The sequence below is a fragment of the Paenibacillus sp. FSL H8-0332 genome (assembly GCF_037963835.1).
Taxonomy (GTDB): Bacteria; Bacillota; Bacilli; order Paenibacillales; family Paenibacillaceae; genus Paenibacillus_AQ; species Paenibacillus_AQ rhizoplanae.
Genome location: NZ_CP150145.1, coordinates 4586329 through 4604223, shown reverse-complemented (window position 1 = coordinate 4604223; position 17895 = coordinate 4586329). Strand labels below are relative to the sequence as shown.

Annotated in this window: 18 protein-coding genes; 12 read left to right on the top strand and 6 right to left on the bottom strand. The window is 33.0% G+C overall.

From position 1 onward, the window contains the following. Positions 1-16: 16 nt before the first annotated feature. The 3 genes from NST43_RS20040 to NST43_RS20030 form a co-directional block, all read right to left on the bottom strand. Positions 17-808, bottom strand: coding sequence for an abortive infection family protein (locus NST43_RS20040; protein ID WP_339218933.1), 792 nt, complete (start codon positions 806-808; stop codon positions 17-19). A 24-nt stretch (positions 809-832) separates the two neighbouring features. Further along, a complete protein-coding gene (locus tag NST43_RS20035) occupies positions 833-1759 on the bottom strand; it encodes a hypothetical protein (RefSeq protein ID WP_339218932.1) in 927 nt (308 codons plus the stop codon). 637 nt (positions 1760-2396) lie between these two features. Continuing rightward, positions 2397-3296: a DUF4145 domain-containing protein gene (locus NST43_RS20030; protein WP_339218930.1), complete on the bottom strand. Its 900-nt coding sequence runs from the start codon at positions 3294-3296 to the stop codon at positions 2397-2399. A 257-nt stretch (positions 3297-3553) separates the two neighbouring features. Here NST43_RS20030 and NST43_RS20025 point away from each other — a divergent pair, with 257 nt between their 5' ends. The 4 genes from NST43_RS20025 (at position 3554) to NST43_RS20010 (ending at position 7714) form a co-directional block, all read left to right on the top strand. Further along, complete coding sequence (locus NST43_RS20025; protein WP_339218928.1) at positions 3554-4900, top strand: serine/threonine-protein kinase; 1347 nt, start codon at positions 3554-3556, stop codon at positions 4898-4900. 378 nt (positions 4901-5278) lie between these two features. Further along, positions 5279-6499, top strand: a complete 1221-nt coding sequence (locus NST43_RS20020; protein ID WP_339218926.1) for a restriction endonuclease — start codon at positions 5279-5281, stop codon at positions 6497-6499. A gap of 35 nt (positions 6500-6534) precedes the next feature. Further along, positions 6535-6930 carry a hypothetical protein gene (locus NST43_RS20015; protein ID WP_339218924.1) on the top strand — a complete coding sequence of 132 codons (396 nt, stop codon included), beginning with the start codon at positions 6535-6537 and terminating at the stop codon, positions 6928-6930. Positions 6931-6991: 61 nt separating this feature from the next. After that, on the top strand, positions 6992-7714 hold the full coding sequence (locus NST43_RS20010) for a hypothetical protein (protein ID WP_339218922.1): 723 nt from the start codon (positions 6992-6994) through the stop codon (positions 7712-7714). Here the strand turns inward: NST43_RS20010 and NST43_RS20005 are convergent. Continuing rightward, the gene (locus tag NST43_RS20005) at positions 7711-7977 is read right to left on the bottom strand and encodes a Bro-N domain-containing protein (protein ID WP_339218920.1); all 267 of its coding nucleotides are present in this window, start codon (positions 7975-7977) and stop codon (positions 7711-7713) included. The two genes, NST43_RS20010 and NST43_RS20005, sit on opposite strands and share 4 nt — an antisense overlap. Positions 7978-8042: 65 nt before the next feature. On the opposite strand from NST43_RS20005, the gene NST43_RS20000 reads away from it, so the two are divergent. Together NST43_RS20000 and NST43_RS19995 are read left to right on the top strand one after the other, a co-directional pair. Further along, entirely contained in the window at positions 8043-8681 is a 639-nt protein-coding gene (locus NST43_RS20000) for a DUF1643 domain-containing protein (RefSeq protein ID WP_339218919.1), read from the top strand. A gap of 13 nt (positions 8682-8694) precedes the next feature. Then, entirely contained in the window at positions 8695-9195 is a 501-nt protein-coding gene (locus tag NST43_RS19995; RefSeq protein WP_339218918.1) for a Rha family transcriptional regulator, read from the top strand. 42 nt (positions 9196-9237) lie between these two features. On the opposite strand, the gene NST43_RS19990 is transcribed toward NST43_RS19995, so the two are convergent. Further along, positions 9238-9549: a hypothetical protein gene (locus NST43_RS19990; RefSeq protein WP_339218916.1), complete on the bottom strand. Its 312-nt coding sequence runs from the start codon at positions 9547-9549 to the stop codon at positions 9238-9240. Positions 9550-9703: 154 nt separating this feature from the next. Between NST43_RS19990 and NST43_RS19985 the strand changes: the two genes are divergently transcribed. From NST43_RS19985 to NST43_RS19975, 3 genes are all read left to right on the top strand, one after another. Continuing rightward, a complete protein-coding gene (locus tag NST43_RS19985) occupies positions 9704-9940 on the top strand; it encodes a helix-turn-helix transcriptional regulator (protein ID WP_339218914.1) in 237 nt (78 codons plus the stop codon). A 706-nt stretch (positions 9941-10646) separates the two neighbouring features. Next, entirely contained in the window at positions 10647-12500 is a 1854-nt protein-coding gene (locus NST43_RS19980) for an AAA family ATPase (protein WP_339218913.1), read from the top strand. 87 nt (positions 12501-12587) lie between these two features. Beyond that, positions 12588-14177 (top strand): hypothetical protein, encoded by a 1590-nt coding sequence (locus NST43_RS19975; protein ID WP_339218912.1) that lies wholly within the window; start codon positions 12588-12590, stop codon positions 14175-14177. Positions 14178-14241: 64 nt separating this feature from the next. Here NST43_RS19975 and NST43_RS19970 read toward each other — a convergent pair whose 3' ends face one another. Next, a complete protein-coding gene (locus tag NST43_RS19970; RefSeq protein WP_339218911.1) occupies positions 14242-14484 on the bottom strand; it encodes a helix-turn-helix transcriptional regulator in 243 nt (80 codons plus the stop codon). A 153-nt stretch (positions 14485-14637) separates the two neighbouring features. Between NST43_RS19970 and NST43_RS19965 the strand changes: the two genes are divergently transcribed. The 3 genes from NST43_RS19965 to NST43_RS19955 all read left to right on the top strand — a co-directional run bounded on the left by NST43_RS19965 (position 14638) and on the right by NST43_RS19955 (position 17880). Continuing rightward, positions 14638-15471 carry a hypothetical protein gene (locus tag NST43_RS19965; protein WP_339218909.1) on the top strand — a complete coding sequence of 278 codons (834 nt, stop codon included), beginning with the start codon at positions 14638-14640 and terminating at the stop codon, positions 15469-15471. Positions 15472-15531: 60 nt separating this feature from the next. Further along, positions 15532-16329: a stalk domain-containing protein gene (locus tag NST43_RS19960; protein WP_339218907.1), complete on the top strand. Its 798-nt coding sequence runs from the start codon at positions 15532-15534 to the stop codon at positions 16327-16329. A 201-nt stretch (positions 16330-16530) separates the two neighbouring features. Continuing rightward, positions 16531-17880, top strand: a complete 1350-nt coding sequence (locus NST43_RS19955) for a S1 family peptidase (RefSeq protein WP_339218906.1) — start codon at positions 16531-16533, stop codon at positions 17878-17880. Positions 17881-17895 lie beyond the last annotated feature (15 nt).

The following is a 17895-nucleotide window of genomic DNA, read 5'->3' as shown; positions in this document are numbered from 1 at the left end:
TAATTCAATAACAGAATCAATTAGGTTGTTTCACTTCCTTTTTTAAAATGCCCTTTACTTGTTGATATTGAAATGTTCCGAACATAAAAGAAGCTACCGTTTTAGATGCATTTACCACTAGAATTGCATGATGTGCATCAGGTTCGTATTTCCTTGAGTGAGAGTCACTTATTACATTACGTATCGTACCTAATCCTTGAACTGTACTTGCTAGACCTGTTATTACTTGTTTTAAAGGTTCAACTATTTCTTGTTTTGAAGGATCAAGATTTAATGCTTTTCTTGCATCGTTTGATAATTTAACCAAGTCATTTTTCAAATTCGGATGCTCACCAGTAATTGTAAATATAATCTCTTTGAAAACACCCTCTAATAGACTTCTTGCATTAGTAATAGCACCTGCATAGTCATTCTCTAGTATCTTTATATCGCATTTCTTGAGTTCGTCTCGAATGTGACTATACGACAAATAAATAGGTGGATTGAACTCAACAGGAATAAATTGAACTGTTATTGATTTTTGTCTCACAATATCTATAAAGGGGTTGAACGTTTCTTGAATAATTAAAAATGCTTCATTCTGATTAGTATTTCCATCATATATATATGTCAAAAACTCTTCCATTTCCAAGGAAATTTTAATTACTGCTGGAACTTCCATATCATCTTCTTTACATATATTAAGAATGATCAAGCGTGCCTTTTCATAATCTGTATTGTCTATGTTCTTCAAAAAGTCCCATGTTTCAGCACACTTTTTTAAATCATTTTTAACTCGCTTCAAGATATCGATTGGATTTTCGACCAATAGGGGGCACCTCCATACGTAATTTTAATCTTGTTTTTTAGCTGAATAACACTCTACTAGAAACACAATGTTACTTGCCGTTAAGTGTAGGGCAAACGATACGTAATGTTCTGGTAAAGAGATAGGTATCTCACCTTGACCATGACCGCTTGTTCGATTTCTTAGTGATGGTAGACCAGACTCTAAGACTGATCGGAGTCCATTCATATGTGCCATGATATAAGTAGGAATAAACTCGTTTTTAACTAACGTTTCAATTAACTTACTCGCTGTTTGTCCAGTATTCATTTCCCAATTGAGACGGATACAAATAGTTTTCATAGTACTTTCGAATGATTTTAATGCTTCGGTAATGGATTCTTTGAACATTCCATTTCTATAATGTTCATGTGCTTTTAAAAATTCATCTTGAGCACCTGTGAAATTATTGTTTCCTAACAAAGATATAGCAGGTTTAACAGCCTCTTGGTGAATATATTGCGAATCAATACGTACTAACTGACCGTTTTCAAATTGATAACCTATACTATTTTCTTTAAACCTAGTGTTAAGCTCTTTTATAGCACTTTTTGGATTTTGGGTAATACCATTATAATTAGCTTCACCAGGCTTTAATCTCCCAAATGTTTCTTCAATAGAGTGAAAAATAAAGTCTATACAATCCAAAACATTATTTGAGTCAGCATTCAATATGTAAGTCAAACAGTTAAGATAAGGATTTTTGTTATTTTCCCCTAATGTGATTAATCCGAACTCTCTACATAAAGTACTATGTATATATTTCCAGAAAATTGCTGTTGGTCCAACTTGCTCAGCATCTAACTGACCAGTAGAAGATTTAAGAATGTGATAGATTTGGATACGGATTTTCTCACTAAGATTATCGTATTCATATGGGTCAATAGGTTTGTTAAGAATCCTATTTTGTCTATTTGAGTAAAGTTCAAACATTTACCTCACCAACTTATTCATTTTATTCCAGCTGTAGTTTTAGTATAAAAGAAAATAATAAATAAACATATATTATATTTTTTATTAGCTTGATTGGATATTAATGAATGGTTTTGTTTTAATAGTTAAGATAAGTATGAATGTTGGTGATTATTCTAAGAGAGCCTGAGAAGTGGTGAGTTGAGGGGATCAAGAAAAGCCATGACCTTTGTTAATAAGGTTATGGCTTTTTTATTCTACCACTATATCTTTACTCTTTAAATCCTCATCCCCCTTAAAGAGATGATTTCGGATAGAGTTAAAGAATAGTGGTTGGGTATTTAGTTATTTCTTAGACTTAAGTCGCACTGTCAAAGTCAGTTTAATTTTCATGGCATTAATACTTTTAAGGAAGTACAATGGCATTGTGAAATCAAACAAAACTTGAATCGTCATAGGATGTCCTCCTGATTTTTAAGGGGGAACAACCACTATGCCATCCGATAAATTTAATAATATCATAAGAAGAAGTTAAAGCAAAATTTAAGAGAAATAAAATTATTCCAGTTTTAGAATGTATTTAGTATTAACTTTCGTTAATAGAAAACTCATTTAATGTAGGCTGTGTAGTATAAGAAATTCGAATTTTATTTTAACGTTAGTCAAGAATGTAATGTTGAACTTCCGCTTTTGAATTATTATAAAAATCCATCTTACCTATCTTAAGTTTTGTATAGTTCCCTGAATGAATTTTATTTTTCAGCTCCATCTCTTTTTGAGCGAAATTATGAAATAGTCTCCGTGTATTAATTCCTAGATACTCTTTAAGGGGTAACTCCTCTGCTTGGCTGAAATTTAGAAGTTGATCATTTAAAATCCTCTCGAACTCTTCATAGTTATCAACTACAGTCTCCATTTCCTCCTTCATATTATGTGGAAGGACATATAGATTAATTAACAATTGCTCAATAACTGTTAAGGTTATTGATAATTGTTTATCTGTAGGTTCTTTAATCTTATGTGCTGCATCATTACCTAAAAATCTTATTGCATGTAAGAAGTCTTTTTCTCTTTTAGCTAATACTCCTTTGATATGGAGATTTTCTATGGATTGTTGTAAATTACTTCCTTCTACTAATTGATCTGCACAAATTGCTTCAATAATTGCTCGGAATCCAATACCAACTAATATTTTGGCTTCATTTTGAAATGCTATTAATGTTTGTTGATATGTAAGATAAATAGACTCAGGAATTGAATATGATACTTCAGAAATAATTTTATTTATTTTGATGCTCTTTGTTGGGTAAGTTGTCACCGTAACAGGAACTGCTAATTCTTCTACACCATAACGACTATAGAGTTCTTCATCATAATCTGCTCTCTCAATATCATGATATTCTGAACGATATGAGATATTACCACAACCACTACACTTCACAATCATATAAATATATTTGCAACGATAATCAGGATCATTGCTAAAATCCCCCTCTTTATCTTCTTGTAACAAGATTGTGTAGTTAGCCAGATGTCCACATTGATTACAGTAATTCATGTGTAATTCCCCATTTCTCTAGATTTAAATTAAATATAAGTAGAGCTTTAAATATCAGTGTGACAATTAAGATGTGAACTGACATATTTCTATAATAAATGGTTCTTTTTTACATCTTCTAGCCAAATTTCGATGCTCCTGTTAACTTTAGATTATATAGGTCATTATAGCTATCTTTGTAGATCTATGGATATACATATGTTAGCATATAATGGTGGGGAATTGTAATTAATTGAGTGACCAAGGAGGGAGTGAATTTGCAATTGTTTAATTTAGGGGATTTAATAGACAATCGTTATGAAGTACTAAGTATTATAGGTGCAGGAGGTATGGGAGCGGTTTTAAAAGTTCTTGATAATCAAAATAATGAAGAAGTTGCATTGAAGTACTGTAAAACTTCAGATGAGGATTCTCTTAAGAGGTTTAAAAGAGAAGTGCGAATTATGTCTGATATTGATCATTATCACGTTGTTTCAGTAGAGAATTCAAATCTTGAATATGACCCTCCGTATTTCACAATGCCTATTGCCGAAAAATCTATCTTTGAAGAAATCCCTCAATTAATACATAATCATGAAAGAGCTCTGGATTTTTTTGAACAGATATGTAACGGTGTCCAAGCAATACATTTATCTATGTGTACGCATAGGGATATCAATCCCAAAAATGCACTGATATTAGAAAATGAACTTGTAGTAGTTTCTGATTTGGGTTTGGCTAAGTTTATTTATCGTGATAGTACAGTTTTGACACACAAATCAACTATTTTAGGAACAGATTATTATGCGGCGCCAGAGCAGTCACAAAATTCTGGAAGTCAGAATGCAGATGTGAGAACAGATATATTCCAATTGGGAAAAACTTTATATCATATGTTGACAGGTGACTTACCAAGTTTAATTGATCCCAATAAATTACCTGCGGGATTGTCATATATCATTCAGAAATCAACTAAAAATAATCCAGCTGATCGATATCAATCAGTTGGGCATCTAATTGACGCAATAAATGTATATCGATTATCGTTAACCCCTTATCAAAATCCTATTGATACAATGGATAGTCTCGTTGAAATAGCAAATGAAAAGCTTAAAGCCAATACATATGATCAAGACAATGTGACAAAGATGATGGAAATCGTATATTCTGTAAATGAAGATGATGATCTTTTTATTAAGCTATTCGATAAGATTCCTGAAAGACTATTAATGATACTTGCAGAAGTGAATTTTATAGGGGATTTCTTACAACTTATCGAACTCTACAGTGATAAGATTAAAAGAACTATTTCCGAATATGGGTATTCATATGCGGAAACAGTTGCTCGTAAAATGCACATTGTTTTAAATCATACTTCGTCTCCTGAAATAAAAAGGCATGTTTATCTGAGTGTCTTGTGTGCAGCTGTGAAATTAAATAGATATGCTGCAATGGAGGTTTTTGATGATTTTATAAAAAATATAAAACTACCTGAGGAAGCGATTGTAATGTCTGAAGTTCTCAGTGAGAATATGGAATTGTATAAAAGTATTTATGGTAGAGTTCCCAAAGGATTGATTCATCCAGCTATTAAAGTTATTTGGGAGTTATGTGATCAACGGTAGACAGCAATAGCATGTTAGTGGGAATTACATATAATTTAATAAGAGGAAAATAAAGTGTGACTTCGAGCATTTATGATAAGTTTTGGATTGATGATAAATGAGTTCTAGGTTTGGATAGAGTGTATTGATGTTATTGTAGTCAGTAGAAGTATAAAAAAGCCGTAGCCCTCCACAGTAGCTAAGTGCGTAAGAGGGCTATTTGTCGTTTAAGCTATTTTTTAAACTATCCTCTTCCCATAGTGTTATATCCTAAATATTACATAAAGATTGGAATGAACAATTGGTGCGGCAAGGTGCCTCAAATAGAGAATTTAAAGGGATATTGTCTCATATTAGCGAATTACAACACAGTAAATTGAAATTACTGGAGGGTAGAAGATGATTGAAATAATTAGGGAAGCTATAAGGCAAATGGTTATTCAAATTATGGGCAAAACTTTGCCGGATTACGTTGTTGATTTTGTATTGCTCCCCTTATTCTTTTTATTCTTTGGTATATTGCTTTTTGGATGGATAAAGTTTTTTGTCGATAAATTTGCTTATAAAAAATGCAAACATGGTATTCGTTATGGAGTTACTGAGGGGATTTGTACTAGATGCTCAGATAAATCTACTGTCAAAAAAGTATCAAAGCGAAGCGCTGAGCTTGCTAATAATATTCCAGCACAAATAAAAGTAGTCCCTGGAAGATGCCGTTGCTGTTCATCTCCAGTGAAAATACGATATCAACATATAACCATACCGGAAGGAACAAAACTTAAATACGATCCCGAAGAAATCAAAGGGTGGAAGGATGAATATAAGAAAGTATGCCATTTAAGCAACTACCCTCCACAGAAGTATTATCTTGATTTGTGTGACGATTGCTATAAAAAATTGGCTATGGGATATGAAAAAGAAGTTGAATATGGTTCATGGCTGGGTAGCCTTGGTAAGAGTCTTGTTTTGTTTTTTTGGATAGTGCTAATTATTTGGGTTTTTGATTTATTACAACTGAACCCGGATACAATCTCCTGGATCGTTGTAAGCTATTTTGGTGTTACGTTATACATTAGATACATATATGACAGGGAGACTACAACGGCTAGTACTCAAGCTGCGAAAGCTATGGATGAGTTTAATCGTGAAAGTAATGACATCATTAGAACATTAGCGTTAATTGATCGAATGGATAAAGAAGCAGAAGAGGCTCGTGAAAGAATAAGAGTTCGTAATGCAAGTGGAATTAATGAAATTGATAAGATGTCAGGTATACAATTTGAACAAAGATTGGCAGCATATTTTATTCATAAAGGATTTAAGGTAAAAACAACCGCGACAAGTGGCGATCATGGAGCTGATTTGATAATTGAAATGGGTAGAAGAAGAATTGCAGTTCAAGCTAAAAGATACGGTAAACAAAGCGTTGGGAATAAAGCAATCCAAGAAGCAATAGCAGGAAGAATTATGTATGATTGTAATGAAGCTTGGGTTATTACAACATCAACCTTTACAAAATCAGCTATTGAGCTTGCAGACAAGGCAGAGGTAAGGCTAATTGATAGAGCAGAATTGATTAAAATGTTAGGGGAAGCTTCAAGTACTGCTGCGACTTCATGAACTGAACTTATAAGAAAATAGATAGGAGTGAGAAGATGATGAACAAGTACGGAATTGCAGCAATAAACGCTACACAATATTTCAACGATAAGGCTGCTCGGACTCCTCTAGATGCATGGAATCAAGCTACAATTGAAGTGTTTAGACCGAACAGCTCTTCACAGCGTAAAGATTGTCCTAGGAATGCTTTTTTGGGATTATGCGAAGAGGGGCTAGTCAGAGGTGTTCCTGGCGGAAAGTATCTTACTAAACCGAACAATAAGAACAAGGCATACGCTGTTGAAGCTGTAAAGCTGCTGAAAGTTAATCCAGAGTTAGCAAGTGATAGAAATGTATTGTGGAAAGAAGTGATTAAAGGTGATAAGAAGCATAACGAACAAATGCATGTTGTAATTGCGCTGTGGGAAAGTAAGTTGATTATGGTGGAGTGAAATATCGACTGTTCTCTTCAAATAATATATAGATTCTAAAAAAATTCCGGAGGGTGTTTTTGTGGATGAATCTCATGTAAATAGTCTCACTTATAAATTGATTACAGATAGTCATATTGAGTATACAAAAGAAGCGTTTGTAGAATTCGATACGGAAGAATTTTATCTGTCGATGAATAATGGACTGTTAATTTGTGAAATGAAAAAACATTATTCTCAAGTTCAAGATGCTAAGAATATTGTTGAAGTTCTTTTAAGGACTTGGGAAATAGATGTAGCCTTGAGAAATGGACTGGGTGAACTAGATTTTTTGTTTTTGTCTGCTGATGTTTTCTATAGTGATAAAAATAATATGGGGAGTATTGCTTTTAGTACAAATGGTAAACTATCTGCTGACATGACTGTTGTGAGAGGAGCTTATCCTACAATCCCCTCTAATTTTATTGCATCTCCTGATGCTGAAATACTTTGGAATAGATATAAAATGTATATTCAAGGTAGGGACCAGTTGCTTAGTATGGCATACTTTTGTTTGAGTTACATTGAGGGACTGGCGGGGGGGAGAGGACATGCCTCAAATAAATTCGGAATAAACAGAGATGATCTAGATAGTTTAGGAGAATTGACTTCAGCGAGAGGCGATAAGTTAACTGCTAGAAAAGGAGTCAGGAATGATTTCGTGCCTCTAACGGATGATGATACGTTATGGGTTGAAAATTTTGTGAAATTACTAATTCGTCGTATTGGTGAACATGCTGCAGAATCATCAATTGCGACAGATTAAATACCACTCTTACGAATAGAAGGTATAACCTCATGTGTAATCCATTTTTTAAATACCTTAGCTTCCGGTTTTCGACTCTTCATGATCAAGGAGTATAACCCATATTCATTAACAAGCCAAGTCAAACGATTTTGACCTGATACAAACATTGTTTGGGTCATCTTTTCATCATCATCCAACCGCTTAACTGCCATACTTGTGTCACTATGCTCTAAGATATCACATACATCTTTTGTATTAAACCAGGGTTGATTGTCGATCATTAAAGTTCTTACGGTATGATTGTCATTGTAAGAGAATACGAAATAATATAAGGATGTGGATAGGGATGCAATATCATGGATCAGTTAAAAGCGTTGATTGTATTTCGGAAGTGCTAATAGGGAAAGTGGAGGCAAGATATAGTTTGAAGGTGACCCTTGATAATTTCCATGATAAAACGCTAACCTACATAATGATGAATCCAAGTATTGCGGATTTACTCCAATCAGATCAGACTGTAAATCGTGTAATAACATTTGCAGCTAGTGAAGCTAATAGACTAAAAGAGATAGGGAAGGTGAACATTGTCAATTTATTTGGCTTATATGAAACCAAATCCCCTTCTTTACAATCAATTATTGATCAACTTTCTCCTACACCAGGTTATGTAGATTATCTTAATAAAAATCGTAATAGTATTCAGGAGGGGATTTTAGCATCAGATTATATTGTTTTGGCATGGGGGAATGTACCACCAGGAATGAAAGCGAAATTCCATGCTGTGGAAGTAAACTATGTTTATGATTGCATCATGAATCATAATAAAGGTAATTCAATATTTATACTAAATACATTAAACAAAAATCATAAAACAATATTGACCAACTCTAAACGTCCAAGACACCCAAATCGCTTGAATTTTAATGCATATGTTCCATGTACTTTATCGATGAAACGAAATCTTCTTAAAATCACTCATGAATAGTAATAGTTTACAATTGGTAATCGAACAAAACGGTAAAGCAGTGACAGATAGCTTGAAGATAGCGGAAGTGTTTGGGAAAGATCATGACAAAGTTATTCGTGATATAAGAAATCTTGATTGTAGCGAAGAATTCTCAACCGCCAATTTTGGCGAGTCAAATTATGTTAGCGAAAGAGGAAGAACTTACACGAAATACTTTATCACGCATGATGGATTTACCTTCCTTGTTATGGGATACAATGGCAAAGATGCTGCCATGTATAAAGAATCATATATCCGAGAGTTCAATCATATGCGTGATCAGCTTGCACTTAAGAATCCAGCGAATGACTACTTGAATATGTCGGATGAGGATAGAGCGATTGCTTATTTTATGAAGTTGAAGGCTGAGAAGGAATTGCTGCTATTAGCAGAACAAAACAAACCATTGGTTACATTTGCTGAAACAGTTTTAAAGTCAGAGGATACGATATTGGTTAGAGATATGGCAAAGGTGATTAAGGAAAAGGGATAGCCCACTTCACACACGTAGGGAGTGGGCTATTTGTCGTTTATGCTAAATTCTAAACAATCCGCTTTCCACAATGTCATATCCAGGCTCGATCCAATTAAATACGCCGTCATCGCATACAATAAACTCCGGTATTTCACAACCACTTGCCCCTGCATACCACAATACCTCGTCACTACTAGCCAATTTGTATCCTTCATTTTCAAACTCGCCGTTTTGATCAAATATGAGAGTCAGGTTCTTAGTCTTTATCCATTTACCATTGTGAAGCTTTGTCTTAATTTGTCCTTCGTAAGCGTAGACTATGGCACAGGATGGAATGTAAGAGAGATCAAAAACTTCTTCGGTTTTTAGCATAATTACCTCCAAGTAAATTTATTGAAATTTCCCCCGGTATAAACAAATTAATGATGTTTTGCGTAGTAGTAGAGATGCATGTATACTGGGGGCTGGGCTGCAGCTTATAACGACGTCGTTATAAAGTCAATAACAATTTTTCGGAGGGGTTTCAGTGAAAAAAGTACATATTAAGCTTAGATCAATACTGAAAGAGAGAAATATGACTCAGATGCAACTGTCTAGGCTTTCGAACGTTGCACAGGCAAAGATATCAAATCTATGTAACAATAATTTAAAGGAATTGAATATTGGAATCATTGAACGATTAGCTACTGCGTTAGAAATAGACGATATCTCGGTGTTGATGCAGTTAGAGAATGTTGAAGAGGAGAAGGAGCTGCGCAAGTAAGGTGGGGAAGTTGGATAAGTACAAGGTGTGTTCAAGAACCGGACGGTGTTATATTAGAACCGTTAAAGAGAGTAGAGGCATAATACTTCGGAGAACAATGATTTTTTTTAAAAAAATACATAATATGTAAAAAATGATTGTTCCGAATAAAAGTATGAAAATGCCGTAAATAAGTTATGTTTTATGTAGTCACCTCGGCATGTCGCGGAACGCTAATTCCACGACATACCGGGGGGTAGGTTATAACACGGAAAAAAGTCTTTTCTTCTCAGCATAAGGTGGGCACTGCAAACCCGCTCGGCTTCGGAATTTCAAGCTATTGATACATTAACTTCGCATATCTTTTCCTCGGATTTAACACTCAAGATTCACAACAATATAATCATTCACATTATGCTTTAACGTTTTTGCTCAAACGTGTTAACGGTAGATATGTTGTATTTATTGAGGCATGAAAGTAGCGCTACTCCTGATAATGTCGAAGTTTGAGGGAGTTTCAGCGTGTTGATCCAAGTAATACAATGTGTTTCCGTTAAATTAACAAAGAGAGCATCCTCCAACTATTGTATAGGTTTGAATAAATAATTTGATACAATTTCCCATGAAGCAATCCCAGCTAAAAATAAGGGATTAGGAGGTGCGTAGCCATAGATAAAAGTCGAGTTTTATCTATGTAAAACTGTTAATATGAAATGGGAGGGGAAATATGGATTACTATATAAAAGAAATAAAACTAAAAGAAGAGTTCTCACACTATAGTTTTATTGAAGAAGATAACAGTATAAAGAACCTTTCTAAAATCAACATTTTTGTTGGCTCAAACAATGCTGGGAAAAGCCAATTTATGAGAAGACTATTTCAAAAGGAAAATCTTGAATTTTTTCCTTCAGGTTTTAGTGTAGAGAAACTACTTCGCTTATATAACGATTTAGTAGGGGAAATTTCAAGTCTATTTTCAGAAAGTAGGATTTTTGATTATGGTGGTTTACTAGAAAAATTAAAAGAAATTAAAATAATTGAAATTATCCAAGAAGAGTTGGATTTTACGAAGGAAATAAGAGGATATTTAAGAGAAATTGCAAGGGGAGATAATAATAGAAGCGTTACCTCTAATTATACATTTTTGAATGGCTTCAATTTTGGGGAATTATCCGAAAAACTATTAACAATCTCAGTTCAGTATAAGGGACAATTATCTGAAATAATGAAGGGAAAACCAGAGGTATACAAGTTTAAAAAAATATATGTACCCACTTTAAGAGGTTTACGTCCATTGTCGGATAATAAGGATGATCTATATGCATTAAGAACCATTAAAGATTATTTTCCAAATCTCAAAGATAATCTTGTTTTTAGTGGTCTTAATCTGTATGAAGAACTTAAAAATCTACTTTTGGGAAGTTTGAATGACAGGCAAAAGGTAGTTAAATATCAAGAATTTCTGGGCGATACCTTTTTCAATGGTTCAAAAGTTGCGTTGATTCCTTCAGTCAAATCTGATGTAGTGATTGTTAAGATAGGTGAAGAGATTGAAATGCCTATCTATAAATTGGGGGACGGCATTCAGTCGATTATCATCCAAACATTCCCTCTATTTGCTAATATGGGTGAAAAATCACTCGTTTTTATTGAAGAGCCTGAACTTTTTTTACACCCTGGGTTACAAAGGAAGTTGATGGAAACGTTTATGAAAGAAGAGTTTAAAGGATTTCAATTTTTCCTTACAACACATTCTAACCATCTTCTTGATATTACGCTTGATATCAATCAAATATCTGTGTTTTCATTCAAAAAGCAATTAGATGAGTCTAGCTCAAATGAAAAAAATGCTAACTTTATTGTTGAGAATTTAAGTAACGAAGATAATAGTTTATTGGAGATATTGGGAGTTAAGAACTCTTCGGTATATCTTTCAAATTGCACGATATGGGTAGAAGGTATTACTGATCGTTTCTACATAAGGAGATATCTTCAAATATATCAAGAATCACTTCAAATACCTGAAGAGGCACGGTATAGGGAAGATTATCATTATGCATTTATCGAATATAGTGGTAACAATATAACTCATTGGTCGTTTCTTGATAATGAGGAAATGGAAGTGGATGAAGTATCTAAATCCATGAATGCTGAAAGGATATGTGGAAAGCTATTCTTGATATCTGATAAGGATAGTGATCTAAAAAAAGATAGACAGGATAGACTTAAAGAGAAACTTGGAGATAGATTCTACTGTTTAGAATGTAAAGAAATAGAAAATATTCTTAATGTTGATGTTTTGAAGAAAGTTGTAAGTGATTATGAGGGTGAAACAGCAGAATTTAATCGGAAGATTAGTGAGGCTGATTATAAAAATAAATACATCGGAAAATATATAGATGATCATTTAACGAACAAAAAAAGGAGGGGGAATTACGGTAGTAAATCTGGAACAATTAGTAACAAAGTTAACTTTTGCGAGAAAGCATTGAACCATATAAATAGTCTTGAGGATATGTCTGATGAAGCTATTGAGCTTGCTAAAAGAGTATTTGAGTTTATAAAGAGTAATAATGAATAAACGTTTCAATTGATAGCAGTTATATAATCATGCTAGAGCCTTCCTTTTGAAGGCTTTTTAATATAACTATGAAGGAGGAATGATTTTATGAAAATAAAAAATATTGTTAGCGTTTATGCAACTCATAGTTTTTTGTATGGGAATGGAAAAATAGATAAAAAAGAAATAATATCAGAAATAAAAAGGTTGAACTTAAACGTAGCATTAAAAACATTATCACTTTTATGCTGCCTACCTGAGAACGATATTTCAATAAGAAATAACTACTATAATTATCTGTTTGCAAATGGTCGTGAGATAAGCTGGATCAAAGCTAAATTAGATGATAAAGATTTAATGTCGAAACAGGTATTGTTCTCGCTATGGAAATGGTTACTTGTTTATGGAAACAGCGATAATAACGAAGAAAACCTACAAAACATTGATTATAATACTGAGATGGTTCGAATTATTACTTTTGGATTGACGGTAGCAGATTACTTAACAAATGATACGGATATATTTACTGAGTACGATACTATCCCTAACTTTAACTTTAATTCATCAATTAATGTTAGATCATCAGCAGCACGGTCCGCATATCTTTTTCTCGATTTAGCAGAAGATAAGCGACTATATAAACATAAAGAGTACATGGAGATTCATGTTGATTTTGAAAGTTACTATGGGTTTAGTATTAGAGAGTTTTTATCTTTTCTTTTGGGTTTAATCGGAACATATAACAAAGATATTAAGAAAGAGGGAGGGTTTTTAGTAATTGATTTGAGGCGGACACTTGTTGAAATAAAAGATACAAAAAAATATAAGATACTTGAATTATTAACATCAACACTTTTAGAGGCTAAAGAATGGGCAAAGGGTACTATAGAGGAACCTTGGAATTATATTAAATTTCAAGAAAATCCATTAATAAAAATAAATGATAATCACCTAATCCCCCTCTCAAATAAGTTTTTGTTGGAAAACTTAGAAGTGGAATTAATCAATAAAATTAGTAAAATATATTCAGGGGAAAAGTTTTTCAGTTTTTTTGGAAGAATATTCGAACAATATGTAATTCAGTTTTTTGAAAAATCTGTAGAATTATCAAAAGTAAAGTATGAATTATTTCACGAATTTAAATATAAAATTGACGGTAATAAGAGAGCTTCACCTGATATTCATCTGAAGCTTGGAAATAAGCTTTTGGTAATTGATGCGAAAAAATATGTCTTAAGAAAGAAATCTTATATTAATGCATATGAAAAATCAATTAAAGAGGATTACAAAAAAATTATTGTTGACTCAGCAATGCAAATAAATAAACGACTATTTGATCTTAAATCGATTAATCATGAAATGATGAATGGGGTTCAAGAAATATATATGTTAGCTGTAACATATGGTAATATACCTAAGATCAATTCAATGGACCTTGAACTGGAACAGGAAATCAGAAACGCGGCAGAAGTTCCTTTTGTAATGTTTGCTCAAATTGATATTTCAGAATTCGAACAGTTATGTTCTTTATTATGTAGGAGAAGACCAATATTTCGTTTCCTTGATAAATATCAAAAAATGAAACCTAGAACTTCATTTAATAATTATCTTTACCTTAACAAGATTCCAATTCACCAGATGTCATTTGTAAAAGAATCTTTTGAGAAAAATCTTGAAAAACTTGAAAGTGTATTCTGAGAATGTGTTTATCATAACATTAAAGTAAAAGTGGCACTCAAATTAAATTTTGAGCGCCACTTTTTTATTGGCGATGATTTTGTAGTTCGAATTCAATTTCAACAAGTCGTATTAAATCAGAGGGCTTTATGCCTAACCCTCTAGAAATATCAAATAAGCTGGTCAAAGTAGGTTGATACTTCCCATTCTCTAGCTCAGATATGTAAGTGCGTTCTAATGTGCTTTCAGCACCTAATTGTGCTTGGGTAATATTTTTATTAATACGAATACTTTTAACTACTTTTCCGAAAATGGATTCAAGTGTCAAAGGAAAGACTCCTTTTACACTTATTATCTGTAATGTAGAATATCGAATGGTCGGCTATACTCCACATAATGGTTTAAAATTACATATATAAATGATATGATTGAATATGAGAACTTTAAAAGGCTCCAATATAAATATTAATGGGGGATAACTATGAAGAAAATATTTGTACCTTTAATTTTGTTAACCATGCAATTATTACTACTCGCTTGCAGCAACAATAATGTTGATGAAATTGTTATAAAAAGCAAGAGTGTAGAAAGACCAATGGAGATAGAGCAGGTAACATGGGACGCATCTATACAATTGGCTATAAGTGCTAACGAATACAAGGGGGGAATAAGCGAAATAAACATAATTGGGTTGAAAACTACTGCGGCATCTCTTAAGGGATTTGTTAAACAAACTGATGCAGAGCAAAAACTTATCAACGCTGTAGATCAAATGGTCAATGGTAAGTATCAGTCAATTATGGGCAGTGGCAAAGAGATTCAAAATAATGGTGTGAAGGATTTTGAAGTTGGCAGAGAAATTGTTGTCAGTATTATTGGAGAAGATGCTTTGAATCCAGGCAACATTAGGAAAGACTTTATTAATGATTTAGGAAAAGAATTAAAGGACCCTAAGAAGATTTCATACATAGATGATTACATGAAAGAGAATAGGCTCAAGGCAAGAGACGTACAATTTGACATGGAGAACAATTTGGACAAAAACTTTGTTGTTGAGGGAACAGCGACTCTTGATGACTATTATAATTATGGTTTTGGTAATGAAATTGAAGATAACTACTTTTGTGCAAGGGTGACCCCAGATGATGGATCAGATAGCTGGTACTTATATTTTGAGAGAAGGAGCTTCAAGGACTTATTCGAAGTTTTAAAGTCTGGAAGTGTCTACGTGTCTGCAACATCGGAAATTCCAAGTTATAAGTATGTAAAAGGTCAAGGTAACATGGCTCAAGTTCGAGAGGTTGAATTTAAATAATTTAATGCATCAACAAGTAAATGCACTAATACATTGAAAATAATTATTAGAGGTGAAAGCATGAAGAAGTTTATTAGCGGATTTTTATGTGGTGCTGTACTCTTTGGGGTAACTTCTGCATATGGAGCAGAAGCGTATCAAAAGGTTCAAAGTTTGCTCAGAAATGATGTGAAGGTTTACTCTAATGGAGCGAAAGTTGCCTTGAATAAACCTGTATTATCTTATAACGGAAGTATTTATTTATCTGTGAGAGACGTTTCGAATATTATGAATAAAGATGTATTGTGGCGACCAACCAATCAATCAGTAGAAATTTTGGATAAAAAAACTGCACAAGTTACTGTTTCACCACCCAAAGATGAAATAAAAGTGACGGTGAAATCATTGAAAGAATTGACGCAGGTATTCAAAATTGACAATGAGGTATACAAGCTTGGCTCGAATGCTTTTATAATATATGAAGATAATAACGGTTTATTATATGTTGATTCTGTGAGTGCTGTTGGTACTATAGTAAGGCTATTAGCTATAACGTATGATAATTATGCTTTAAAAACCAGTGATAATCCGTTCGTTAAAGGTGAGATAGAAGCTGACATGCGAAGTGTAGATAATTATTTCAAAATGGAATCAAATTATGTGAGTATTAACACCAACTATAGGATTTACACGTTGTATAACTCAGACAAGACTAAGCAATATGTAATATCGGATAATCCTAATGATCTTCAAGGGATAGTAACAATTGAGGGTAAAAAATTAGTTCCATTAGCTTCAGTGTTTTTGACATTAGGTGTCGATTTGAAGATGGAGAAGGATGTGACAAACAAACTATTCATATTTTCATTTCAAAAATAATATTTACTTTTTAGAGCTGTGGAACATATCCACGGTTCTTTTTATTTTGGAATTTTAATTACCTATTTTATAGACGTGCTACAGGCGATGTTTATAAAATAGGTAAATACAATGTTTGGAAAATGTGGATCGTGTTTAAATATGATGGTAGATATTCTTTTTATTCCAAAAGAATATCAAATAAATATTGGAGGAGATTAAATGAAGAAAGTAGCTTCAATGATTTTTATTTTTTTCTTATTTTTCGGGACGTTTTCAGTAAGTAGTTTAAACGCTGAGGAAGGTGTGAACTCATTAGAAGACTCTAATAAATTAGAAAACGCTCTTGAAAAGAGAGTTGAATTTGGACTTGCTAATAATGAAAACGCTAAAACTTTTAATGATAATAAATATATATCAAAGAAATATGGAATTTATTTATCATCATCAGAAGAAGAGGCTCTGACAAAAAGGTTCGAACAGCAAGATAAATTAATACCCCAAATTAAAGAATATTTTAATTCAATGCCAGAACTTAATGAAAAGTATTTAGGATTATATATTGATCAAGCTGATGGTGGGGAAGTTCGAATAATTATAAAATCTCAAGAAGATAGTTTGCAAAAAGGTACTGTAAGTGATGTGACATACTTAGGAGAACAATTAGAAGATAAGTTCAATATTGAATTACCAATATCATTTGAAGAGGGGGTTTACTCAGAAAAACAAATAGAGGATGTAACAATGTTAGTTTCTGAAAACATAGAATTGATTTCTCAGGATATAGATTTACGTTATGTTACAGCAGATTTTATTGGTCAGAAGGTTAAACTTGGTATAATTAAAAGTAATATAGATAAAGAGTACGCATTAAGTATGATAAGTTCTTTAACACAACAAGATCAATCTTTGTTTGAAATTGAAGAGTTAGACGATAATTATTCAACAGTAGATTCTAGCAGAACAACCACTACAAGTCCGTTACAAGGTGGTTTAGCAATTGATTCTTCACCCTCAACATCAGGCGTATGTTCAATGGGCTATTCAGCGATTGATGCGAATTCTAATCCATATGTTATTACAGCCGCGCATTGTTGGTATAAAAATTCTGGTGTGGGAATATATCAAGGAGGTAATTATATAGGTTATACAAGTAGCCTAAGCCACTATGGTAACGAAGTGGATGCGAATGGTATTAGAGTAACTTCAAATTCTATGCTAAGTAATAAGGTATATAAGGACTCTAATTTAACGAGTGTGGAAGTAGCAGGCAATGATGTATTAGGTCAAGTAGTTTGTATGTCTGGTAGAAACAGAGGAGAATCAAGCTCATGTGGGACCTTACAAAGTAAAGCGCACTACGGTTATTGGAATGATCCTAATGGTGTGGACGTTTGGTTTGATTCATTGAGATTAGCAACTTTCGCAGAATCAGGAGGTGATAGTGGAGGAACAGTTTTTAGTGGAGGAAAACTTATGGGACTTCATAAAGGAACCTCAAATGGTTATTCTGCTTATTCTCATGTGACTCATATTACTAATCGACTTGGATTAACTCCAGTTACTTGGTGAGAAATTTAAATTTAA